This is a genomic window from Paraburkholderia sp. MM5477-R1 (assembly GCF_050436385.1).
Lineage (GTDB): Bacteria > Pseudomonadota > Gammaproteobacteria > Burkholderiales > Burkholderiaceae > Paraburkholderia > Paraburkholderia tuberum.
The window spans coordinates 967853-990305 of the sequence record NZ_JBNDMC010000003.1; the positions used below are offsets into that span (position 1 = coordinate 967853).

The window sequence follows — 22453 nt, forward strand, 5'->3', positions numbered from 1 at the left end:
TTCCCGCCACATGTCCCCGGCCCTTGCCCGGCAAGGCTTTGAAGCCTCGTTCGCACATGCAGCAATTTTTTCGTCACGGGTTCTCCTTGATTGCACAAAACAAAATTGTCGTGCCAGGATGAGTCCGTAGTTTCATGACGTCACATTGCGAGAGCGGGTCATACCGGCTCCGCAACATGCAAAGGAAGGCTGACCGGCCGCTGATCGAACGCGAGCCGCGCGGACTCCGACAGCATCAAGTGACGTTCATCCTCGACGCGTGGGGTCGCGTCGGCCGTTGGGTTCATCCCGTGCGATCTCGATTTGCGTGCGTGCGCTTCCCGCAACGTTCGCGAGTGAGTCTGTTTGTGTCGAAATCGCGAACGAAAGCTGAATGTCAGCCGCGTTTTGCGCAACCGGACAGCACGGAGTTCAGGACACGTCTTTAAAGCAGGTGCGTCAATGGTGTTGAGCAAGGTTCTGACGAAGTGTGCGGCGATCTGCGCCGCGGCCACGTGTGCTGTCACGATCGCGCATGCCGATCCGCTCGCCTACTCGTCCCTTTCCGCACACGACGCGACGCCGTCGAGCGACATCCAGGGACCGCTGTCGCGCGCCCGCGTGCCGCGCCTCGCGCTGGACGACGACGTCTACCTGCCCACCGCTCACCTGAACGAAAGGATCATCCGCGTACCGGTCGACGCCGCCGGCACGGTCACGCTTGAAACCACGATCTACAAGCCGGACGGCCCCGGCCCGTTCCCGATGATCGTCTTCAACCACGGCAAGATTCCGGGCGACCCGCGCACGCAGGAACGCAGCGACCCGCTGCCGTTCGCGCGCGAATTCGTGCGCCGCGGTTACGTCGTCGTCGCGCCGAACCGCCAGGGCTTCGGTCACTCGGACGGCGTGTACGAGCAGGACGGCTGCGACGTCGAGCGCAACGGCCTTGGCCAGGCCGGCGACGTCGCAGCGACGATCGATTACATGTCGAAGCAACCTTATGTCGACGCGACGCATATCGCGGTGGCCGGCACCTCGCATGGCGGTCTTGCGACGATCGCATACGGGACCGAAGCGGCGCCCGGCGTGCGCGCGCTGATCAATTTCTCGGGCGGCCTGCGCCAGGACGCCTGCGAAGACTGGCAAGGCAATCTGACGCGCGCATTCGGCGCGTACGGCGAAAAGACTGCGGTGCCGTCGCTGTGGCTCTATGGCGATAACGATTCGGTGTGGAACGCGCCGCTCGTCGCGGGCATGTACGCCGCGTACGGCGCACACGGCGCCAGCGCGAAGATGGTCGACTTCGGCCACTACAAGAACGACGCGCATCGGCTGGTCGGCGACCGCGACGGCGTGCACGTATGGTGGCCGGCCGTCGAAGCGTTCCTCGCGCGCGCCGGTATGCCGACTGCCGTGCAGTATCACGTCGCCGATCCGGCCGCGCCGAAGGCAACCGGATTCGCCGCGCTCGACGCGGTCGACTCGGTGCCGTACCTCGACAACGAGGGCCGCAATGGCTATCGCAACTTCCTGCATCAGTATCCGAGCCGCGCGTTCGCGGTGTCGGATTCGGGCGCGTGGTCGTGGGCCGAGGGCGGCGACGATCCGATGTCGGTGGCGGTGACGAATTGCCAGAAGCAGAGCTCCGATCCGTGCCGGTTGTATGCGGTCGATAACGCGGTCGTGTGGGGCAATCAGAACTCGCAGACGGCGGATGCAAGCGATGCCGATGCCAATGGGCGCAAAGCGATTGCGAGCCGGGAGTGAAGTACGAATAGAGCCGTGAATCGAGGCGTGAATCGCGCCTGATTCTGATGTGCCGCAAGCCCGCCGTATTGGCGGGCTTTTTCTTGTGCGCTCAGTTCCCCCGCAAAAAACACCTCGTCACCCCAAATTCTGGCCAGTAACAGCCCATTACTTTGACGTCGCTATCTCCGTCGATTGGCGAGCTTCCCTCACGAACTCGAACGAGCTGCATCGAACGATGCTAAACCTCGACGCCACCGCGAAAAACGAGCATTTCGAGGTTGATGCGCGCGACCAAATAAACCGCTAATCTCGACCCCGCGCACTCGCCGAGGCTTGCGTGCGTGGCAAAAAAGCACCCTGGAGTACCTCTTTGGAAAAGTCAGCAGTCCCCCCGGTCGCCCCTGAAGATTGGGTCGCCCGCAGCCTGCGCGCGGTGTGGCATCCGTGCACGCAGATGAAGCACCACGAACGTCTGCCGCTGATCCCCGTCGCGCGCGGTCAAGGCGCGTGGCTGTACGATCGCGCCGGTCATCGCTATCTCGACGCGATCAGTTCGTGGTGGGTCAATCTGTTCGGTCATGCGAACCCGCGCATCAACGCGGCGCTGAAAGATCAGCTCGATACGCTCGAACACGCGATGCTCGCTGGCTGCACGCACGAGCCCGCCGTCGAACTCGCGGAACGTCTGCACGCGTTGACCGGCAACACGCTCGGCCACGCGTTCTTCGCGTCGGATGGCGCGTCGGCGGTCGAGATCGCGCTGAAGATGAGCTTTCACAGCTGGCGCAACCGGGGCTACGCCGACAAGCAGGAATTCGTCTGCATCGCCAACAGCTATCACGGCGAGACGATCGGCGCGCTCGGCGTGACCGACGTCGCGCTGTTCAAGGACGCGTACGACCCGCTGATTCGTCACGCCCACGTCGTCGCCTCGCCCGATGCACGGCTCGCGCAAGCGGGCGAAACCGCCGCCGACGTCGCGCGCCGCGCGCTCGACCATGTGCGCGCGCTGTTCGAAGCGCGCGCGAACCGCATCGCCGCACTGATCGTCGAGCCGCTCGTGCAATGCGCGGCCGGCATGGCGATGCACGACGCGTCGTACGTCGCCGGATTGCGCGCGTTGTGCGACCGGTACGGCGTGCATCTGATCGCCGACGAAATCGCAGTCGGCTGCGGCCGCACCGGCACGTTCTTCGCGTGCGAACAGGCGGGCGTGTGGCCGGACTTCCTGTGTCTGTCCAAAGGCATCAGCGGCGGCTATCTGCCGCTGTCGATCGTGCTGTCGCGCGACGAGATCTTCGCGGCCTTCTATCACGACGACACCGCGCGCGGCTTCCTGCACTCGCACTCGTACACCGGCAATCCGCTCGCGTGCCGCGCCGCGCTCGCGACGCTCGATCTGTTCACGAGCGACGACGTGCTCGCCGCCAACGCACGCAAATCGGCGACCCTCGCGGCCGCGCTCGCGCCGCTCGTCGAGCACGCGCAGGTGCGCAATCTGCGTCAGCGCGGCACGATCTTCGCGTTCGACGCAATGATCGACGATCCTCAGCAAGCCAAAACGTTCTCGCGCCGCTTCTTCGAAAACGCGCTGCAACGCGAGCTGTTGTTGCGCCCGATCGGCACCACCGTGTACCTGATGCCGCCGTACATCCTCGACGACGAAGAACTCGCGCTGCTCGCCACGCGCACGCGCGACACCTTCGACGCCACGCTCGCGGAGACCCGCTGATGCATCTGCTCGACACACTCGCCGAAGGCCTGAAGGAAATCGACGCGCGCGGCCTGCGCCGACGCCGACGCACCACCGACACACCATGCGCCGCGCACATGACGGTCGACGGCCGTGAAATCATCGGCTTCGCGAGCAACGACTATCTGGGCCTTGCCGCGCATCCGCAATTGATCGACGCGATCGCCGAAGGCGCGCGCCTGTATGGCGCGGGCAGCGGCGGCTCGCATCTGCTCGGCGGTCATTCGCGTGCGCATGCGCAACTCGAAGACGATCTCGCCGAATTTGCCGGCGGCTTTCTCGACGACGCCCGCGCGTTGTATTTCAGCACCGGCTATATGGCGAATCTCGCGACGCTGACCGCGCTCGCGGGCCGCGGCACGACGCTGTTCTCCGATGCGCTCAATCACGCTTCGCTGATCGACGGCGCGCGGCTATCGCGCGCGGACGTGCAGATCTATCCGCACTGCGACGTGGATGCATTGAGCGCGATGCTCGAAGCGTCGGAGGCGGACGTCAAGGTGATCGTGTCCGACACGGTGTTCAGCATGGACGGCGACATCGCGCCGCTGCCGCGTTTGCTCGAACTCGCCGAGCGGCACGGCGCGTGGCTGATCGTCGACGATGCGCACGGCTTCGGCGTGCTCGGTCCGCAAGGCCGTGGCGCGATCGCGCAGGCCGCGCTGCGCTCGCCGCATCTGATCTCGATCGGCACGCTCGGCAAGGCGGCGGGTGTCTCCGGCGCGTTCGTCGTCGCGCATGCGACCGTGATCGAATGGCTCGTGCAGCGCGCGCGTCCGTATATCTTCACGACCGCGTCGGTGCCGGCGGCCGCGCATGCGGTGTCGGCGAGTCTGCGCATCATCGGTGGCGTGGAGGGCGATGCGCGCCGCGCGCATCTCCAGCAACTGATCGAACGCACGCGCGCGATGCTGAAGGCGACGCCGTGGCTACCCGTCGATTCACATACGGCCGTGCAACCGCTGATCATCGGCGCGAACGATGCGACGCTCGACATCGCCGCGTCCCTCGATCGCGCGGGGCTGTGGGTGCCCGCGATCCGTCCGCCGACCGTGCCGACCGGCACGTCGCGCCTGCGCATCTCGCTGTCGGCCGCGCACTCCCATGCGGATCTCGACCGGCTCGAGGCCGGCCTGCAACAGGTCGGAGCGCGCGCGGCATGAGCAACATGATTAACGATGACGGCGCGCTGTCGCTGTTCGTCACCGGCACCGATACGGAAATCGGCAAGACCTTCGTGTCGTCGGCGCTATTGCGCGGCTTCGTGCGCGAAGGCCTGCAGGCAGCAGCGATGAAGCCGATCGCGGCGGGCGCGTTCGAAGTGAACGGCGTGCTGCACAACGAGGACGCGGATCAGCTCGATGCCGCGTCGAGCGTGCTGCTGCCGCCCGCCATGCGCACGCCGTATCTGCTAAGGGAACCGGCCGCGCCGCACATCGCGGCGGCGCTGGAAAACGTCTCGTTCGATCTCGAGCACATCGCCGCGTGCCATCGCGAGGCGTTGAAGCTCGCCGAGGTGGTCGTTGTCGAAGGTGTCGGCGGCTTTCGTGTGCCGTTGACCGCGACGCAGGACACCGCCGATCTCGCCGTCGCGCTGAAGCTGCCGGTGGTGCTGGTGGTCGGCATGCGGCTGGGCTGCATCAGCCACGCGCTGCTGACTGCCGAAGCGATCGCCGCGCGCGGTCTAACGCTCGCGGGCTGGGTCGCGAATCGCATCGACCCGGACATGACCTTTCCCGACGAAAACATCGCGTCGATTCGCGCGCATTTCGCGCAAGCGTACGACGCGCCGTTGCTCGGCGTCGTGCCGCATATCAGCCCGCCGTCGCTGGAGCTTGCAGCGCAACAGCTCGACATTCGACGGCTTCTGCAAACGCTGCGCCAATTGCGCGCGGCATAGCGCTGCCCCGCAGCGCCGAACCCAAATTCATCCGTTTACGAGGATCGATCACATGACACAACTGAATATCGCAGCGGGCACCACCGAACCGAGCGCCGCCAACAGCAATCCGACCACAGCCGCCACTGAAGCGAAGCCGCTCGCGCGCTGGCGCGTCGCCGATATCGTCGCGTTGTACGAACTGCCGTTCAACGACCTGCTGTTTCGCGCGCAGCAAACGCATCGCGAGCATTTCGACGCCAATGCGGTGCAACTGTCGACGCTGCTGTCGATCAAGACCGGCGGCTGCGAAGAGGATTGCGCATACTGTCCGCAATCGGTGCATCACGACACGGGTCTCGCGGCCGACAAGCTGATGCCGGTCGACGAAGTGCTGGCCGCCGCGCAGGTCGCAAAGCAGAACGGCGCAACGCGCTTCTGCATGGGCGCCGCGTGGCGCAATCCGAAGGACCGCCACCTGGAGCCGATCAAGGACATGATCCGCGGCGTGAAGGCGATGGGCCTCGAAACCTGCGTGACGCTCGGCATGCTCGAACCGCACCAGGCGCAAGCGCTGCGCGATGCGGGCCTTGACTACTACAACCACAATCTCGATACGTCGCCGGAGTTCTACGGCCAGATCATTTCGACGCGCACGTACCAGGATCGCCTCGACACGCTCGAACGCGTGCGCGACGCGGGCATCAACGTGTGCTGCGGCGGCATCGTCGGTATGGGCGAATCGCGCCGCGAACGCGCGGGGCTGATCGCGCAGCTCGCGAACATGGAGCCGTATCCGGAATCGGTGCCGATCAACAATCTGGTGCAGGTGCAAGGCACGCCGCTGAGCGGGACCGAAGCGATCGATCCGTTCGAATTCGTGCGCACGATCGCGATTGCGCGCATCACGATGCCGCGCGCGATGGTACGTCTATCGGCCGGACGCGAGCAGATGGATGAGGCGTTGCAGGCAATGTGCTTCCTCGCAGGCGCGAATTCGATTTTCTACGGCGATCAGTTGCTGACCACGAGCAACCCGCAGGCGGAAGCGGATCGCAAGCTGCTCGCGCGCCTGGGGATTCGCGCTGAGGCTGCGCAGCAGATGCCGGTCGAGCAGAGCGAGTGCGAGCATGGGTGTGCGCATGGGAATGGGGATCACGGCGTGGCGAATTGAGTCGCGGAACCGCTGAGCCGCATGCGCTGCGTGCACGAACTAATGGTCTGCGTCGCCGCATAGTGGCGAAATTCACCCCGAAAGTTGGACGTTGATCCAATCTTCGGGGTGTTTTTCATGGCGAAGCTTTGATCAGCAATTCAAGAAACCTAATCAATATACAAATTGCGTCAAATTAGGAATTGTCGCAATCGATCGGGTGCATGAAAGCATGTGCGTGCCTCGCTGCGCAAGGAATCCAGGCAATCATTGTCCCGCCCGGTCGCGCATCGATGAACCAGGTTTTTGTGCTTTCGTTATCGGGCAAACGAAGAAATGCACGGGTACGCGCGAACTCGACGCCCACCACGGCATGCATCTCGAAGCGCACGTGCGTGCGCAAACGCGCGCGATTTGCGTCGAAAAAGTAGAATGAAGCCTGTTCATACCGGGAGGAGACCCGATCCCGCACGCGTCGTCCGATTGCCGTCGCGCGCTCCGGGTCCGTCCCGCTCACGCCCACATCGACGCCGACGCACTCCGCACCGCATGAAAATACTCTTCTACGCACCGCACACCGAAGCCGCCGCGTGGCTGCACGACTTTGCGCGCGCTCTGCCCGCCGCCGAGCTGCGCGAATGGAAGCCCGGCGACACCGGCCCAGCCGATTTCGCGGTGGTCTGGCGTCCGCCGCGCGAGATGCTGGCCGGACGCAATACGCTGCGCGCGATCTTCAATCTCGGCGCTGGCGTCGATGCGATTCTCGCGCTCGAACGCGCGCATCCGGGCACGTTGCCGCCCGAGGTGCCGTTGATTCGCCTCGAAGATACCGGCATGGGCTCGCAGATGGCCGAGTACGTGACGCATGCGGTGCTGCGCTATCTGCGCCGCTTCGACGAATATCAGGTGCTGCAAGGCGAGCGCCGCTGGAAAGTGCTCGAGCCGCATCCGCGCGCAACGTTCACGGTGGCTGTGCTCGGGCTCGGCGTGCTCGGCACGCAGGTCGCGCAAACGCTCGCTTCGTTCGGCCTGCCGGTGCGCGGCTTTACTCGCGGCGAGAAGCAGATCGATGGCATCGCGACGTTCGCCGGCGACGCGCAATTCGATAGCTTCCTCGACGGCGCGAAGGTGCTCGTCAATCTGCTGCCGCATACACCCGACACGGAAAGCGTGCTGAATGCGCGAGTCTTCGCGAAGCTCGCGCGCGGCGCATATCTGATCAACGTCGCGCGCGGCGCGCATCTCGTCGAAGCGGATCTGCTCGCTGCGCTCGCGAGCGGCCAGCTCGCCGCCGCGACGCTCGACGTGTTCCGCGAGGAACCGCTGCCCGCCGATCATCCTTTCTGGCGCGAGCCGCGCGTCACGATCACGCCGCACACGTCGGCGCTGACGTTGCGCGAGGACAGCGTCGCGCAGGTCGCGGACAAGATCGGCGCGATGATGCGCGGCGAGCAGGTGAGCGGCGCAGTGCAACTGGAACGCGGCTACTGAGTGAAACCTGCGCCCGCACGCGTCGCAGGCGTGCGGGCTGACTTGAATTGCAGCAACGCGGCAGCACCCATCCCGGATGGGACAGCGATCAAACCGCATCGGATCGGAGACACATCATGGCCTTACCGAAGCAAGTGAAAATCGTCGAAGTGGGTCCGCGCGACGGGCTGCAGAACGAGAAGGAATTCGTGCCGACCGCGACCAAGATCGAGCTGATCAACCGTCTGTCGGCGGCGGGCTTCCGCAACGTCGAAGCAGCGTCGTTCGTGTCGCCGAAATGGGTGCCGCAGATGGCCGACGGCGCCGACGTGATGGCCGGCATCGAACGCCGCGACGGCACGATTTACTCGGTGCTGACGCCGAACCTGCGCGGTTTCGAAGGCGCGCTCGCCGCGCACGCCGACGAGATCGTCATCTTCGGCGCGGCGAGCGAGGCGTTCTCGCAGAAGAACATCAACTGCAGCATCGCGCAGAGCATCGAGCGATTCGCGCCAGTCGCCGCGGCGGCGAAACAACATAAGCTGCGGATTCGCGGCAGCGTGTCATGCGCGCTCGGCTGTCCGTACCAGGGCGAAGTGCCGGTTGCGTCGGTCGTCGACGTCGTCAAGCGCTTCGCGGCGCTCGGCTGCGACGAGATCGATATCGCCGACACGATCGGCGTCGGCACGCCGAAGCGCACCCGCGAAGTGTTCGAGGCCGTGACCGAAGCGTTTCCGCGCGAGCATCTGTCGGGACACTTCCACGACACCTATGGCCAGGCGCTCGCGAACATCTACGCGGCGCTGCTCGAAGGCGTCGAGATTTTTCATGCATCGGTCGCGGGGCTCGGCGGCTGTCCGTATGCGAAGGGCGCGACCGGCAACGTCGCGACCGAAGACGTGCTGTATCTGATGAACGGCCTCGGCATCGAGACCGGTATCGACCTCGCGCAAGTGGTCGGAATCGGTGACTTCATTTCGAACGCGATCGGCCGGTCCAACGTGTCGCGCGCCGGTAAAGCGCTGCTCGCGAAGGCGGGCAGCGAAGCAAACACCTGCGTATAACCGCAGCATCCATTTTCATTCAGGGTCCCAAACAATGAACGACCTCGCGTCCTTCGACTCCGACGATTTCGCCGCGCTGCCCGACTCGGCACGCCGCGTCGCGCTGCTGCTGCGCGAACGCGGTCACGCGGGGCGAATCGTGATGCTGCCGGAAACCGGCAAGACTTCCGCCGAAGCGGCCGCCGGACTCGGCTGCTCGGTCGCGCAGATCGCGAAGTCGATCCTGTTCCGGCGCCGCGAAGACGACGCGCCGGTGCTCGTGATCGCGAGCGGCGCGAATCGTGTCGACGAAAAGAAAGTGGCCGCGCAGGTCGGCGAGATCGGCCGCGCGGACGCGAAGTTCGTGCGCGAAAAAACCGGCTATGCGATCGGTGGCGTGTGCCCGGTCGGTCACGCGACCGAGCCGGTCACGTTGATCGATGCGGATCTGCTCGAGCTGGAGAGCCTGTGGGCGGCCGCCGGTCATCCGCACGCGGTGTTCAATCTGACGGCGCAGGAGCTGATCTCGCTCACAGGCGCGCCGGTCGTCGATGTCGCGTTGCGCGAGCCGGCCTGAACACGATGGCGAGCGGCAACGATTACGACGACACGGACGACGGCGGTTGCGTGCCGTCGCCGTGCATCAGCGTGTGCAGGATGGATGCATCGACCGGCTGGTGCGAAGGATGCCTGCGCACGATCGACGAAATCGCCAGCTGGTCGACGCTCGACAACGACGCGAAGCGCGCGGTGTGGGACGCGATCGAAGTGCGCCACGCGACGTTAATGGCGCTGCGCACGACATCGACGACGAAGGAGAAGCAATGAACGCCGCGCCGCGCATCGTGACGCCCGGTGAGACGTTCAGTTCGACGCTCGAGTTGTCGGTGGATTCGATCAAATCGTTCGCGACGCTCGTCGTCGATCTGAACCCGTTGCATCACGATGAAGCGTATGCCGCGCAAAGCCGCTTTGGAGGCTTGATCGCGTCGGGCACGCAACCCACCGCGTATTTCATGGCGCTGCTCGCCACGCATTTCTCTACTTACGCGCAACCGCTCGGCCTCGAATTCGATATCAAGCTGAAGAAGGCAGTGCAGGCGCACGACACGCTGACGATCACGTGGCGTGTGCGCGACGCTCACTGGAAGCCGAGCCTGAACGGCGATCTGACCTATCTCGAAGGTTCGGTGGTCAATCAGCGCGGCGAGCTGATGTTGACGGGAACCTCGACGATCCTCGTGATGCCGAAGCCCGACGCAGTCGCAAACGCGCACGCGAGCACGGCCACGCCATGATCGCGCTGCCCGCATCGATCCGGGTTTTCGAACGCGGCTGGCTGTCGTCGAACAACGTGCTGCTCGTCGACGACACATGCGCCGCGCTGGTCGATACCGGCTATGCGACGCACGCATCGCAAACGGTCGCGCTGGTACGCAATGCGTTGCGCACGCGGTCGCTCGATCTGATCGTCAACACGCACCTGCATTCGGATCATTGCGGCGGCAACGCACTGTTGCAGGCAACGTGGCCGTGCCGCACGCTGATTCCGTCATCCGAAGCCGATGCCGTGCGCGGCTGGGACGAAACTCGCCTCAGCTTTCGCGCGACTGGTCAAACCTGCGAGCGCTTCGGCTTCACCGGCACGCTGGCACCCGGCGCACGTTTGCGGCTGGGCGCACTCGACTGGCAGGTGCTCGGCGCGCCGGGCCACGATCCGCATTCGCTGATGCTCTATTGCGCGGACGAACGCTTGCTGATCAGCGCGGATGCGCTGTGGGAAAACGGCTTCGGTGTGATCTTTCCAGAACTCGAAGGCGAAAGCGGCTTCGCCGAGCAGCAAGCCGTGCTCGACCTGATCGCAACGCTCGACGTGCGCGTCGTCGTCCCAGGCCACGGCGCGCCGTTCACGCAGGTCGAAGCGGCGCTCGAACGCGCGATGTCGCGCGTCGCCTGGTTGCGCGCCGATCCCGCGCGCAACGCAAGGAACGCGCTGAAGGTGCTGATCGTATTCAAGCTGCTCGAAGTCCGCGAGATGAGCGTGGACACGCTTTTGCGCATGCTCGACGACGCGGCCGTGATGCGCACCGCCGCCTCGATGCTGAAGCCGCGCGGCGAATGGCCCGCGTTGCTGAAGGGAATGGTCGGGGAGCTCGCGGCGAACGATGGACCGCTCGAAGTGGACGGCACGCGCATTCTCGCGCGGCATTGAACTGTGATGTGACCGGTTCGACCGGCGCGGTGGAAAAGCGCACCGGAACGCAAAACCGTGCTGCCAAAAAGAAAACCGCTCGACGAAGCGAGCGGCGGAACATCTGTTGGACGTGATCAGCGTCGCTGTCGATGATACGCGTGTGGGTTTTTGCATCGCATCGGTGATTTCCCTACAGAAATTTGACGCCACGTTTTACGAATGCATACATGATCTGTCATCAAACGGCGTTAGGCGCTTGAACGCTTGCGCGTTGTTCCGGGATCCGTAGCAATATCCGATTGAATGTCGAATCGGCATCACGTGGACGATAAGCGCTTTCTCTGCGGCACGATCCGCCACCCGAGATTGACGCCCGCCGCCGCCAGCAGAATCAGCGCGGCGCCGAGCACCTGAATCCATGCGAGCGTCTGTCCGAACGCAAGCCGGTCGACGATGATCGCGACCACCGGATAGATGAACGACAACGCGCCCGTCATCGACGTCGGCAGCTTCTGGATCGCGCCATACAGCAGCACGTACATGAGACCGGTATGGACGACGCCGAGCACGATCAGTTCGAGCCACTGCGCGCCGTTTGCCGGCAACGCGTCGAAGCGTACGAACGGCGCGAGCAACAGCACGCCGAGCGATACCTGAATCAGCACGAGCAGATGCGGCGGCGTGCCCTTCAGCCGCTTCGTGATGATCGACGACACCGCGTACATCGCCGCCGCGCCGACCGCATAGGCGACGCCGACCAGATACTGCCCCGGCACCGCGAGCACGGCCGGCTCGACCTTCACGACGAACACGAGCCCGACGAACGCGACCACGAGCCACGCGATCGTCGATGCGCTGATGCGCTCGCGAAACACCAGCGCGCCGAGCCCGACCAACATGAACGGCTGCGTGTTGTAGACGGCCGTCGCCATTGAGATCGACGCGCGTGAATACGCGGCGAACAGCAATACCCAGTTCACGACGATCGCCGCGCCGCCGAGCAACGCGAGGCCGAGCATCTTCCACGAAAACAGCTCGCGGCGGAACAGGCCGAGTACGGCGCACACGAGCGCGAGCGTCGCGCCGCCGAAAATGCAGCGGAAAAACACCACGTTGAAGGGGCTTTGCTGCGAAGACACGACGAGCCAGCCGATCGTGCCCGACATCAGCATCGCGACGCTCATCTCCGCCGCGCCACGGCGGATGTCGCTGGGCGAACTGCTCGAGGTCGTGACGGAAGCCTTGTTTGAAGCCATGATTCGATCCCGGATTGTGACTGCATAACTGGCAGTGTAATTAATCCACCCGCGCGAATACATGGCTAAACTTAAGCGTTACCGCATTTGCACCTCATAAACGAAGGCCATCATGAGCAAACGCCTTGCATCGATCACGCCGGTCGCACTCGACGACACCGACCGCGCACTGCTCGCCGCGCTCGCGCAGGACGCGCGCCAGCCGGTCAGCGAACTCGCGCGCGTCGTCGGCTTATCGGCGCCCAGCACGGCCGAACGCGTGCGGCGGCTCGAAGCGCAGGGCGTGATCGAGCGCTTCACCGTGCAGATCGATCCGCGCGCGCTCGGCTTCACGCTGCAGGCGGTAGTGCGCGTGAAGCCGCTGCCCGGGCAGCTGCATCTGGTGGAGGAAGTGATCCGGCGCATTCCGGAGTTCGTCGAATGCGACAAGGTGACCAGCGACGACTGTTTCATCTGCCGCCTGTACCTGCATTCGATCGAGCAGCTCGACGAGATCCTGTCGAAAGTGACCGAGCGCGCGGAGACCAGCACGGCGATCGTCAAGTCGACGCCGGTCGCGCGACGGCTGCCGCCGCTCGGCTAACGAAGGTCGAGCGCAGGTCAAACGAAGGTCGCGCGAAGCGGCCCGATGCTTATCGTTCGACCGCCTCGAAAAACGACAGCATCTCGGCGACCAGTTCGTCCGGCGCTTCCTCGGGCAGATAGTGCCCGCACGATAGCGCTCGGCCGCTCACGTCGCGCGCGACATGCCGCCATTCGTCGAGCGCATCGAAGCATTTTTCGATCACGCCCTTGTCGCCCCACAGCACCCGCAGCGGACAGCCGATCTTGTTGCCGCGCTCGATATCGGCGCGATCATGTTCGAGGTCGATGCTCGCCGACGCGCGATAGTCCTCGCACATCGCGTGCACCGCACCCGGTTGCGCGAGCGCCGCCCGATACGCGTCGAGCGCAGTGGGATCGAACGGAGCGAGACCCGCGTGACGTCCGCCCATCACCGCGTCGACATAGGCAGCCGGATTTGCGCCGATCAACGTTTCGGGCAGCGGCTCGGGCTGGATCAGGAAGAACCAGTGGAAGTAGTGCGTTGCGAACGCGCGGTCGGTGGCTTCATACATCGCGAGTGTCGGCGCGATATCGAGCAGCATCAAACGCTCGACCGCGTCGGCGTGATCGAGCGCCATCCGGTGCGCGACGCGCGCGCCGCGATCGTGCGCACAGACGAGGAAGCGCTCGAAGCCGAAGTGGCGCATCACCGCGACCTGGTCGGCGGCCATCACGCGTTTCGAATACGGTGCGTGCGCGGCATCGCTCGGCGGTTTGCCCGACGCGCCATAGCCGCGCAGATCGGTTGCGATCACCGTGAAGTGCTGCGCGAGCGGCGCGGCGCAGCGTTCCCAGATCAGATGCGATTGCGGATGGCCGTGCAGCAGAAGCAGAGGCGGCCCGGCGCCGCCCTTCACTCCGAAAATGTCGACATCGCCCACGGCGACGCGAAAAGACGTGAAATTTTCGAAGGCCATGACGTCTCGTTGATCGTTTGAGGTCCGTGCATTGTAGAAGGCCAACAGGTCCGTGCGAGGTGGGATATCCCACGCAGACATGGAACCTGAATACTCCTTCGAACCGTTCCAAACGGGCCTACCGCGCGCGGGTCGCCCGCATCGCCTATAATCGAACGACCGTTCTTAAATGTTTGGCGCGACTTCGACATGCCGGTTTCGTTCGATTGCCACACGCATTCGCCGGTCAACACGCCGCAAGCCGTGTCGCTAAACTCATTCATCTATTCGCCGGCGCACGTCGCACCGGTTGGCCCAACCTGGAGACTCGCACCATGGCATTGCCCGCCGTTCTGCAAAACCTCGCGCTGCCCGTCGTCGCTTCGCCGATGTTCATCGTCAGCTATCCCGAACTCGTGCTGGCGCAGTGCAAGGCCGGTATCGTCGGCTCGTTCCCTGCCCTCAACGCGCGCCCGGCCGAACTGCTCGACGAATGGCTGACGCAGATCCAGGCGCAACTCGCCGGGCACAAAGCCGCGAACCCGGATGCGGTGATCGGCCCGATCGCGGTCAATCAGATCGTTCACCAGTCGAATGCGCGGCTCGAGCACGACGTGCGCGTCTGCGTCGAGCACAAGGTGCCGATCTTCATCACCAGCCTGCGCGCGCCGGCACGCGAGATCGTCGATGCGGTGCATAGCTACGGCGGCATCGTGCTGCACGACGTGATCAATCTGCGTCATGCGCAGAAAGCGCTGGAAGCCGGCGTCGACGGGCTGATTCTGGTCGCATCCGGCGCGGGCGGCCACGCGGGCACCACCTCGCCGTTCGCGCTGGTCGGCGAGGTGCGGCGCATTTTCGACGGCCCGATCGTGCTGTCGGGCTCGATCGCGAACGGCGGCTCGATTCTCGCCGCGCAGGCGATGGGCGCGGACCTCGCGTACATGGGCACGCGCTTCATCGCCACCAAAGAAGCGCACGCGGTCGACAGCTACAAGCAGGCGATCATCAACGCGAAGGCGTCGGACATCATCTACACGAATCTGTTCACCGGCGTGCACGGCAACTACATCCGCGAGAGCATTACGAACGCGGGGCTCGATCCCGACGCGCTGCCCGAATCGGACAAGACCAGGATGAACTTCGGCGGCGACAAGACGAAGGCGTGGAAGGACATCTGGGGCGCGGGCCAGGGCGTCGGCCTGATGGACGACGTGCCGGACGTCGCCGAGCTCGTGCGGCGTCTGAAGAAGGAATACAACGACGCGAAGGCGCGGCTCGGCATCGCGCGCTGAGGTGAAGAACGGAGCGGGCCGGGGCGCCCGCTCGCGGCCTACATATTCCGCCGATACTGCCCGCCCACCTCGAACAGCGCGTGGGTGATCTGCCCGAGCGAACACACGCGCACCACGTCCATCAGCACCGCGAACACGTTGCCGTCGTCGATCACCGCGCGCTTGAGGCGTTCGAGCGCCTCGGGCGCGGCGTCGAGGTGGCGCGCCTGGAAGTCGCGCAACCGCCGCAGCTGACTCTGCTTCTCCGCGTCGGTGGAACGCGCGAGCACCAGCGGCCGCGGCGCTTCATGCGGATGCGCGCTCAGGAACGTATTGACGCCGACGATCGGATACGAACCGTCATGCTTGCGATGCTCGTACAGCATCGACTCGTCCTGAATCCGTCCGCGCTGATAGCCGGTTTCCATCGCGCCGAGCACGCCGCCGCGCTCTGTCAGCCGCTCGAATTCGGCGAGCACAGCCTCCTCGACCAGGTCGGTCAACTCGTCGATCACGAAACTGCCCTGATTCGGATTCTGGTTCTTCGCGAGCCCCCATTCGCGATTGATGATCAGCTGGATCGCAACTGCGCGGCGCACCGATTCCTCGGTCGGCGTCGTGATCGCTTCGTCGAACGCATTGGTGTGCAGCGAGTTGCAGTTGTCGTAGATCGCGATCAGCGCCTGCAGCGTCGTGCGGATGTCGTTGAAATCGATCTCCTGCGCGTGCAGGCTGCGGCCCGACGTCTGCACGTGATACTTGAGCTTCTGACTACGCTCGTTCGCGCCATAGCGCTCGCGCATCGCGACCGCCCAGATGCGTCGCGCGACGCGGCCGAGCACCGTGTACTCCGGATCCATGCCGTTCGAGAAGAAGAACGACAGATTCGGCGCGAAGTCGTCGATCGACATGCCGCGTGCGAGATACGCCTCGACGTAGGTGAAGCCGTTCGCGAGCGTGTACGCGAGCTGCGAGATGGGGTTCGCGCCGGCCTCGGCGATGTGATAGCCGGAAATCGACACCGAATAGAAATTGCGCACCCCGTGTTCGACGAAATACGCCTGAATGTCACCCATCACCTTCAGGCTGAATTCGGTCGAGAAGATGCAGGTGTTCTGCCCCTGGTCTTCTTTCAGGATGTCGGCCTGCACGGTGCCGCGCACGTTTTCGAGCGCGGCGCGGCGCGTTGCGGCGAGTTCGGCTTCGGTCAACGGGCGGCCTTGCTGTTGCTCGCCCAGCGCGATCTGCTGGTCGATCGCGACGTTGAAGAACATCGCGAGGATCGTCGGCGCGGGGCCGTTGATCGTCATCGAGACCGACGTATCCGGCGAGCACAGATCGAAGCCGTCATACAGCGTCTTCATGTCGTCGAGCGTGGCGACCGACACACCCGAATTGCCGACCTTGCCGTAGATGTCCGGGCGCTCGTGCGGCTCCTCACCGTACAGCGTCACCGAGTCGAACGCGGTGGATAGCCGTTTGGCCGGCATGCCTTCCGACAGCAGCCTGAAGCGACGATTCGTGCGCTGCGGATCGCCCTCGCCCGCGAACATGCGCGTCGGGTCCTCGTTCTCGCGACGAAACGGAAACACGCCAGCGGTGAATGGGAAATAGCCGGGCAGATTGTCGAGCATCAGCCAGCGCAGGATCTCGCCGTGATCGACGAATTTCGGCAGCGACACTTTGCGGATTTCGGAGCCGGACAGGGTCGTGACCGTCAGCGCGGTGCGGATTTCGCGCTTGCGGATGCGCACCACATGTTCGTCGCCCGCATAGGCGGCCACCGTTTGCGGCCACGCGTCGAGCAGCTTGCGTTCGCGCTCGCCGAGCGCGGCGCCGCGTTGGTCGATCAGCGCATCGAGCGACGCTGCGTCGCTGCCCGCCTCGCCGAGCATGCGGCGCGTCTCGACGATCTGCCAGCGTTCCCGCGCGATTTGCGCCTGCGCGTCGGCGCGCGCTCGATAGCCGCGTACCGTCTGCGCGATGTCGGCCAGATAGCGCACGCGCGCGGGCGGCACGATTGCATGCAGGTTGCTCGAAAAGCGCAGGCCTTCGGCCGCGCCGAGCCGTGCGCCGCCCTCGCGCAGGCCGTGCGTGCGCAGCGCATTAGCGATGCGCCGGTACAGCGCGCTCACGCCGTCGTCGTTGAAGCGCGACGCGATCGTGCCGAACACCGGCATCGCGTCGGGCGATGTCGCGAAGTCCCCGCGATTGCGCTGCACCTGCTTCGCGACGTCGCGCAGCGCATCCTGCGCACCCTTGCGATCGAATTTGTTGATCGCGACGAAGCTCGCGAAGTCGAGCATATCGATCTTCTCGAGCTGGCTCGCGGCGCCGAACTCCGGCGTCATCACGTACAGCGATTCGTCGACGAACGGCACGATCGCCGCATCGCCCTGACCGATCCCCGACGTCTCGACGACGATCAGATCGAAGCCCGCCACCTTGCACAGCATCAGCGCGGCGGGTAGCGAATCGGAGAGTTCGGTCGATGCCTCGCGCGTCGCCATCGAGCGCATATAAATGCGGGCGCCGTCGCCCCAATCGCCGATCGCATTCATGCGGATGCGGTCGCCGAGCAGGGCGCCGCCGGATTTTCGGCGCGACGGATCGATCGCGAGCACGGCGATGTTCAGCGAGTCGCCGTAGTCGAGCCGGAAACGGCGGATCAGCTCGTCGGTCAGCGACGACTTGCCCGCGCCGCCGGTGCCGGTGATGCCGAGCACCGGGATGCGTGGCGCTTGCGCGAGCGTCGCTAGCTGGTCGCGCGCGGCGGCGTCGACGCTGTTCGCTTCGAACGCGCTGATCAGTTGCGCGAGGCGGCGGAAGATCGGCGCGGCGGGATCGGCGGGGTGCGAGCCAGCAGCAATGCCAGCGTGCGGAGCATGGGCCTCACCGCAACGCGGCAACGGCCGCGCGGCCAGTTCGGCGAGCCATTCGCGCACCGGCGTCGGCCGCGCCGCGTCGGCCGCGCGCGCCCCTTCGACGCAGCGCGCGATCATGTCGTCGATCATGCCTTGCAGACCGAGCCGCTGACCGTCGTGCGGCGAGTAGATTTTTTCGACACCGTCGCGTTCGAGCGCGGCAATTTCCTCGGGGACGATCACGCCCCCGCCGCCGCCGAACACCTTGATGCGCTCGCCGCCGCTTGCACGCAGCAAATCCACCAGGTAGCGGAAGTATTCGTTGTGGCCGCCCTGATAGCTCGACACGGCGACACCGTCGGCGTCCTCGTTGAGCGCGGCGGTCGCGACTTCGGCGACTGAGCGGTTGTGGCCGAGGTGGATCACCTCGACGCCGCTTGCCTGCAGGATGCGCCGCATGATGTTGATCGACGCGTCGTGGCCGTCGAACAGTGCGGCGGCGGTGACGAAGCGCAGGCGCCGGCCCGCGGGCAGTTCGTGGCTGCCGGCACGCTGCGGCGTGGACAGATCGGTCATGTCTCCCCCAGATCATTTAACTGATGGGTGTTCACAATCAGTATATAGAAACGGGGTAACACGGCGCCGGGGCGCGGGGCGGGCGATTGGCGACGTATGCCCGGTGCTTCGCGAAACGCTACCGCACCGCCAACGCCTTGATTTGGTCGAGCGACGGCCACAGCGATTCGTTTGCGAACCGCGCCGCCAGAAAATCGACGAATGAGCGCACCTTGGCCGATAGATGCCGCCGGCTCGTGTAGACGACGTGGATCGGCAGCTCCCGCGGCGGCACCTGGTCGACGAGCAGCGGCACGAGCCGCCCTTCGGCGAGATCGCTGCCGATCACCTCGGTGCCCAGCATCGCGATGCCCGCGCCATGTAGCACGACCACGCGCTGCGCCTCGAGCTGATTGACGATCAGGTTGCCCGACAGGCGCACACGCGAGCCCGCGTCGCCGGTCGCGACTTCGAGCGCCGATACGCCCGCGTACTGCAGATAGTTGTGGCGCGCGAGATCGGCGACGCTCTTCGGCGTGCCATGCTTGCGCAGATAGGCGGGCGATGCGCACAGCACCAGATGCGCGGTCGCGATCTGCCGCGCGATCAGCGACGACGACTTGAGCCCGCCCGGCGACGCGCGGATCGCGACGTCGAAGCCCTCGTCGATCAGCTCGACGACGCGGTCGGACAGTGTCATATCGACGGTGACCTGCGGATACTGCGCGGCGTAGTCCGCGACCGCGGCCATCACGTGATTCAGGCCGAACGCCGACAGCGACGACACCCGCAGCCGCCCGTGCGGCACGACGCTTGCCGCGCCGACCGCCTGGCCGGCTTCGTCGAGCTCGGTGAGCGCCTGACTCAGCCGCTCGTAGTACTCGCGGCCTGCCTCGGTCGGCGCGACGCGGCGCGTGGTGCGGTTCAGGAGCCGCGCGCCGAGCTGCTGCTCCAGATGCATCACGTGCTTGCTCGCCATCGCCGCCGACATCTCCATCTTCTCCGCCGCGCCGACGAAACTGCCGGCTTCGACCACATGGCGAAACACTTTCATGCTGACGAGGGTGTCCATCTCAGTCGCTCGCTTCAGGAATCAATCGACGTCATTTTGCCGGGTTTATCAAAAGGACGGCAGCAAACGCTCATATTCGGCAGCGCCCGAAATCGACAAAGCCCGCGTTCCGGGCGGAACGCGGGCTTTGCGGTGACACCGTGGGCCGAGCTCAGAACTTCGCGCGCAACCCCGCGCCATATGTATTGCCGCTCGACTGACCGGTGATGTGGTCATACAGGTACGCGGCATAGACATCGGTGCGCTTGGACAGCGGATAGTCGTAGCCGACCGCCGCCGTCTGGCGCGTCTGGTTCGAACCGCCGCCGTTACGCGAATACGCATACGAAGCCATCACCGAGCCAGGCCCGAACGGCACCGTGACGCCGCCCTGTCCCGTGTTGACGTGCCAGCTCGTGACCTGCTGGTCGTTGTACGTGTACATGTACTGGCCGTACAGCTTGACGAACTTCAGGTCGTACGACACGCCCGCCTGCGCGACGCTCTGGCTGCGCAGACCCGGCACGCCCGACGTTTCGAAACTGCCGAGGTCGCCCGGCACGTTGTTGAAGTTCACGTACTGGTACACCGCGGTCGCCGCGAACGGGCCGTGGAAGTACAGCACCTGGCCGCTCCACTTCTTCGCGCCGTTCTGGGTCGTGTTGCCGAGCGCGTACATCGCGGTCGCTGAAAGGCCGTTGAAGTTCGGCGACGTATACGACACCGCATTGTTCCAGCCCGAGTCGCCGGTCACGCCCTGGTCGGTCGTGTAGGTCGGGAAGGTGCCGAGGCCGAGGTACACGTGATAGACCATCGGCGAGAACCAGTACGAATCGACGAACGGGTTGAACAGGATCGTCGACACGAACAGCGGCGTCGTCAGGCGGCCGGCGGTCACCGTGCCGTACGGCGATTCGATGCCGACGTACGCGTTGCGCGAGAACGTCGTGTCGCCGGTGAAGCGGCCGTACTCGCCGGTTTGCGCGCGGAAGAAGCCTTCGATAGTGAAGATCGCCTTGTAGCCGTTGCCCAGATCCTCGGTCCCCTTGAAGCCCCAGTACGACGTCGACATGCCGCCGCCCGACACGACCACCGCGGTCTTGCCGCCCGGAAACTTCTGCGAGCCGACCCATTCGTCGACCTGGCCGTAGAGCTGCACGCTCGATTGCGCGAACGCCGACGACGCGCTCGCCAGCGCGACGACGCATGCGGTGGCCTTGAGAGTAGTCTTCAGCGCGCTGCTGAGGCTTGTGTTCATGGGTTCTCCAATCTTTGTCAAAAGGGTGTGGCTGTGCGAAAGGGGGCGCTCGCGCGAAACGTCGTTGTTATCCGTTCGATCGTCGAGTCAATCTGGGCGGGTCCCATCTTTGCGGACCATTTTTATAAACAAAAATATCGCTGCTTATTGCGGGTATATCGGTCTGATTAGTTTGGTCGGTTATCGGCTTGATATGACGCTTCAGAGCGGACTGGCGCCGCCCCTTGGACGCAATGCGGCATGCGGCGAACGGCGCGCCACAGCGTGCTTGAACGCCTTAAATGACGGGCCGATGGCGCGACGCGGCAGAATGCCAAGATTTGACGCTGACCGGTAATTCGATGCCGGGTGTTTTCAAAAAAGTGTGGCGTCGAAACGTCAGATTCGGGGCTACGGCGCAGAGGAAGGCGCGCGAAGCCGCGCGAGGGATCGCGGGAAGGATCTGGAAGACGGGTTTCGGGACTGCGGTTGGGGCGGTGCGGTGGTTTGCGAAATCGCGCTCAGCTAATTCCGGTACGGTGAACCGCCCGGCTGACGCGGATCGTCGGCTGGGCGTTGCATCGGGCGCGCTGCGCCCCGCTCTTCGTTGTAGCGGGCGACGTCGGCGCGGATCGAGCCGTTGCGCATCGGCATGTTGGACGGGGGATGCGGCACCGGACGCGACTCCGCGCTGACCGGCGTGATCGCGCCCGCATAACCGGACGGATCGCCGACACGGCGCATGCCGGACTCGTAGCTGCCGAAGCCATAACCGAAATTGGCGTCCGCGATATTCGGGTTGCCGCGCTGCGCGCGTGCGTCACGAGAAGCCATCGCATTGCGCGAGCCGCGCGGAGCAGGTGCGCCGCGCGCACCGGCATAACGGCCGTCGCCACGCATCTCCATGCGCGGCGCGCGCCCGGCAGTGTCGCGCGAATAAGCGCCGCCCGCGGCGGCACCGCCGCCATGCGGCCCACCCGGCTCCTTCGCATAGGCGAACGAGCACAGCACGGCGATGACCGCGCCCCACGCCCAGTGCCTCGTTCTCGACAACCCGTCCACCTGTGACTCTCACGCCCGAAGACTTGCCTGAAATCCACCGTTCGAGCTGCGATGGACCTGTTGCGGGAGGAGAAAAGCGCCGCGTTCCTGTCGCGGCGCAGGGCATCCCTGCGGCCTTTGAACGAGTAATTTATGGTCGGGGGCAAAGGGTGTCGAGCCAAAAAGTGTTAGGTCTCGTCGGTGGATGTAACACCCTGTTACTGCGGCCTTTTTCCGCGCCGGAGCCCTCGTGCGGACGCGCCTCGGCGGCTTGCTGGCCGGCGTTTTCGCCTGGCCCGCGCGGGTGCCGTTTGTTGCAAATAAACGCCGCTTGCAACGTCAATGGTTAAACGGTTTGTCGCGAGAAAGCACCTCGCCAATACTGAGACCTGGCACGTCGCACGAATGGGCTCGGACTGATTGGGGAGTCAATGCGCAAACTTCATTAAT

At 64.9% G+C, this 22453-nt stretch carries 19 protein-coding genes; 13 read left to right on the forward strand and 6 right to left on the reverse strand.

Annotation, left to right across the window (positions count from 1 at the left end; all coding sequences use genetic code 11):
- Window positions 1-441 precede the first annotated feature (441 nt).
- The 11 genes from OKW35_RS07775 to OKW35_RS07825 all read left to right on the forward strand — a co-directional run bounded on the left by OKW35_RS07775 (window position 442) and on the right by OKW35_RS07825 (window position 11241).
- Window positions 442-1749, forward strand: a complete 1308-nt coding sequence (locus OKW35_RS07775; protein ID WP_429356509.1) for a dienelactone hydrolase family protein — start codon at window positions 442-444, stop codon at window positions 1747-1749.
- 352 nt (window positions 1750-2101) lie between these two features.
- Window positions 2102-3463: an adenosylmethionine--8-amino-7-oxononanoate transaminase gene (gene bioA, locus OKW35_RS07780; RefSeq protein WP_429551615.1), complete on the forward strand. Its 1362-nt coding sequence runs from the start codon at window positions 2102-2104 to the stop codon at window positions 3461-3463.
- Complete coding sequence (bioF, locus tag OKW35_RS07785; RefSeq protein WP_429551616.1) at window positions 3463-4647, forward strand: 8-amino-7-oxononanoate synthase; 1185 nt, start codon at window positions 3463-3465, stop codon at window positions 4645-4647. Before bioA ends, bioF begins: the two co-directional genes overlap by 1 nt.
- Window positions 4644-5384, forward strand: coding sequence for a dethiobiotin synthase (gene bioD / locus OKW35_RS07790; protein WP_429551617.1), 741 nt, complete (start codon window positions 4644-4646; stop codon window positions 5382-5384). The genes bioF and bioD overlap by 4 nt, the downstream gene beginning before the upstream one ends.
- A gap of 52 nt (window positions 5385-5436) precedes the next feature.
- Complete coding sequence (gene bioB, locus OKW35_RS07795; protein WP_429551618.1) at window positions 5437-6537, forward strand: biotin synthase BioB; 1101 nt, start codon at window positions 5437-5439, stop codon at window positions 6535-6537.
- A gap of 528 nt (window positions 6538-7065) precedes the next feature.
- Complete coding sequence (locus tag OKW35_RS07800; RefSeq protein ID WP_429407662.1) at window positions 7066-8007, forward strand: 2-hydroxyacid dehydrogenase; 942 nt, start codon at window positions 7066-7068, stop codon at window positions 8005-8007.
- Between the two features lie 116 nt (window positions 8008-8123).
- A complete protein-coding gene (locus tag OKW35_RS07805; RefSeq protein WP_429551619.1) occupies window positions 8124-9050 on the forward strand; it encodes a hydroxymethylglutaryl-CoA lyase in 927 nt (308 codons plus the stop codon).
- A 34-nt stretch (window positions 9051-9084) separates the two neighbouring features.
- Entirely contained in the window at window positions 9085-9606 is a 522-nt protein-coding gene (locus OKW35_RS07810) for a YbaK/EbsC family protein (protein WP_429407666.1), read from the forward strand.
- Between the two features lie 5 nt (window positions 9607-9611).
- Window positions 9612-9857, forward strand: coding sequence for a DUF1289 domain-containing protein (locus OKW35_RS07815; protein ID WP_429407668.1), 246 nt, complete (start codon window positions 9612-9614; stop codon window positions 9855-9857).
- A complete protein-coding gene (locus OKW35_RS07820) occupies window positions 9854-10327 on the forward strand; it encodes a MaoC family dehydratase (protein ID WP_187612558.1) in 474 nt (157 codons plus the stop codon). Before OKW35_RS07815 ends, OKW35_RS07820 begins: the two co-directional genes overlap by 4 nt.
- Complete coding sequence (locus OKW35_RS07825) at window positions 10324-11241, forward strand: MBL fold metallo-hydrolase (RefSeq protein ID WP_429551620.1); 918 nt, start codon at window positions 10324-10326, stop codon at window positions 11239-11241. The genes OKW35_RS07820 and OKW35_RS07825 overlap by 4 nt, the downstream gene beginning before the upstream one ends.
- Window positions 11242-11540: 299 nt before the next feature.
- Here the strand turns inward: OKW35_RS07825 and OKW35_RS07830 are convergent, their stop codons facing one another.
- Window positions 11541-12479, reverse strand: a complete 939-nt coding sequence (locus OKW35_RS07830; protein WP_429551621.1) for a DMT family transporter — start codon at window positions 12477-12479, stop codon at window positions 11541-11543.
- Window positions 12480-12591: 112 nt separating this feature from the next.
- On the opposite strand from OKW35_RS07830, the gene OKW35_RS07835 reads away from it, so the two are divergent.
- Complete coding sequence (locus OKW35_RS07835) at window positions 12592-13062, forward strand: Lrp/AsnC family transcriptional regulator (protein WP_429551622.1); 471 nt, start codon at window positions 12592-12594, stop codon at window positions 13060-13062.
- A gap of 49 nt (window positions 13063-13111) precedes the next feature.
- On the opposite strand, the gene OKW35_RS07840 is transcribed toward OKW35_RS07835, so the two are convergent.
- Window positions 13112-14002: an alpha/beta fold hydrolase gene (locus tag OKW35_RS07840; RefSeq protein WP_429551623.1), complete on the reverse strand. Its 891-nt coding sequence runs from the start codon at window positions 14000-14002 to the stop codon at window positions 13112-13114.
- 314 nt (window positions 14003-14316) lie between these two features.
- Here OKW35_RS07840 and OKW35_RS07845 point away from each other — a divergent pair, with 314 nt between their 5' ends.
- Window positions 14317-15276 carry an NAD(P)H-dependent flavin oxidoreductase gene (locus tag OKW35_RS07845; RefSeq protein ID WP_429356499.1) on the forward strand — a complete coding sequence of 320 codons (960 nt, stop codon included), beginning with the start codon at window positions 14317-14319 and terminating at the stop codon, window positions 15274-15276.
- 38 nt (window positions 15277-15314) lie between these two features.
- Here the strand turns inward: OKW35_RS07845 and icmF are convergent, their stop codons facing one another.
- From icmF to OKW35_RS07865, 4 genes are all read right to left on the reverse strand, one after another.
- Window positions 15315-18695: a fused isobutyryl-CoA mutase/GTPase IcmF gene (icmF, locus tag OKW35_RS07850; protein ID WP_429551624.1), complete on the reverse strand. Its 3381-nt coding sequence runs from the start codon at window positions 18693-18695 to the stop codon at window positions 15315-15317.
- Window positions 18696-18813: 118 nt separating this feature from the next.
- A complete protein-coding gene (locus OKW35_RS07855; RefSeq protein WP_184051262.1) occupies window positions 18814-19746 on the reverse strand; it encodes a LysR family transcriptional regulator in 933 nt (310 codons plus the stop codon).
- Window positions 19747-19897: 151 nt separating this feature from the next.
- Complete coding sequence (locus OKW35_RS07860) at window positions 19898-20983, reverse strand: porin (protein WP_184062688.1); 1086 nt, start codon at window positions 20981-20983, stop codon at window positions 19898-19900.
- A 504-nt stretch (window positions 20984-21487) separates the two neighbouring features.
- The gene (locus OKW35_RS07865) at window positions 21488-22024 is read right to left on the reverse strand and encodes a hypothetical protein (protein WP_316251988.1); all 537 of its coding nucleotides are present in this window, start codon (window positions 22022-22024) and stop codon (window positions 21488-21490) included.
- Window positions 22025-22453: the final 429 nt, after the last annotated feature.

What these genes read in the sequence shown, in the direction of transcription:
- OKW35_RS07775 (WP_429356509.1), top strand. Translation starts at nt 442, where the DNA reads ATGGTGTTGAGCAAGGTTCTGACGAAGTGTGCGGCGATCTGCGCCGCG.
- bioF (WP_429551616.1), top strand. Translation starts at nt 3,463, where the DNA reads ATGCATCTGCTCGACACACTCGCCGAAGGCCTGAAGGAAATCGACGCG.
- bioD (WP_429551617.1), top strand. Translation starts at nt 4,644, where the DNA reads ATGAGCAACATGATTAACGATGACGGCGCGCTGTCGCTGTTCGTCACC.
- bioB (WP_429551618.1), top strand. Translation starts at nt 5,437, where the DNA reads ATGACACAACTGAATATCGCAGCGGGCACCACCGAACCGAGCGCCGCC.
- OKW35_RS07800 (WP_429407662.1), top strand. Translation starts at nt 7,066, where the DNA reads ATGAAAATACTCTTCTACGCACCGCACACCGAAGCCGCCGCGTGGCTG.
- OKW35_RS07805 (WP_429551619.1), top strand. Translation starts at nt 8,124, where the DNA reads ATGGCCTTACCGAAGCAAGTGAAAATCGTCGAAGTGGGTCCGCGCGAC.
- OKW35_RS07810 (WP_429407666.1), top strand. Translation starts at nt 9,085, where the DNA reads ATGAACGACCTCGCGTCCTTCGACTCCGACGATTTCGCCGCGCTGCCC.
- OKW35_RS07815 (WP_429407668.1), top strand. Translation starts at nt 9,612, where the DNA reads ATGGCGAGCGGCAACGATTACGACGACACGGACGACGGCGGTTGCGTG.
- OKW35_RS07820 (WP_187612558.1), top strand. Translation starts at nt 9,854, where the DNA reads ATGAACGCCGCGCCGCGCATCGTGACGCCCGGTGAGACGTTCAGTTCG.
- OKW35_RS07825 (WP_429551620.1), top strand. Translation starts at nt 10,324, where the DNA reads ATGATCGCGCTGCCCGCATCGATCCGGGTTTTCGAACGCGGCTGGCTG.
- OKW35_RS07830 (WP_429551621.1), bottom strand. Translation starts at nt 12,479, where the DNA reads ATGGCTTCAAACAAGGCTTCCGTCACGACCTCGAGCAGTTCGCCCAGC.
- OKW35_RS07835 (WP_429551622.1), top strand. Translation starts at nt 12,592, where the DNA reads ATGAGCAAACGCCTTGCATCGATCACGCCGGTCGCACTCGACGACACC.
- OKW35_RS07840 (WP_429551623.1), bottom strand. Translation starts at nt 14,002, where the DNA reads ATGGCCTTCGAAAATTTCACGTCTTTTCGCGTCGCCGTGGGCGATGTC.
- OKW35_RS07845 (WP_429356499.1), top strand. Translation starts at nt 14,317, where the DNA reads ATGGCATTGCCCGCCGTTCTGCAAAACCTCGCGCTGCCCGTCGTCGCT.
- icmF (WP_429551624.1), bottom strand. Translation starts at nt 18,695, where the DNA reads ATGACCGATCTGTCCACGCCGCAGCGTGCCGGCAGCCACGAACTGCCC.
- OKW35_RS07855 (WP_184051262.1), bottom strand. Translation starts at nt 19,746, where the DNA reads ATGGACACCCTCGTCAGCATGAAAGTGTTTCGCCATGTGGTCGAAGCC.
- OKW35_RS07860 (WP_184062688.1), bottom strand. Translation starts at nt 20,983, where the DNA reads ATGAACACAAGCCTCAGCAGCGCGCTGAAGACTACTCTCAAGGCCACC.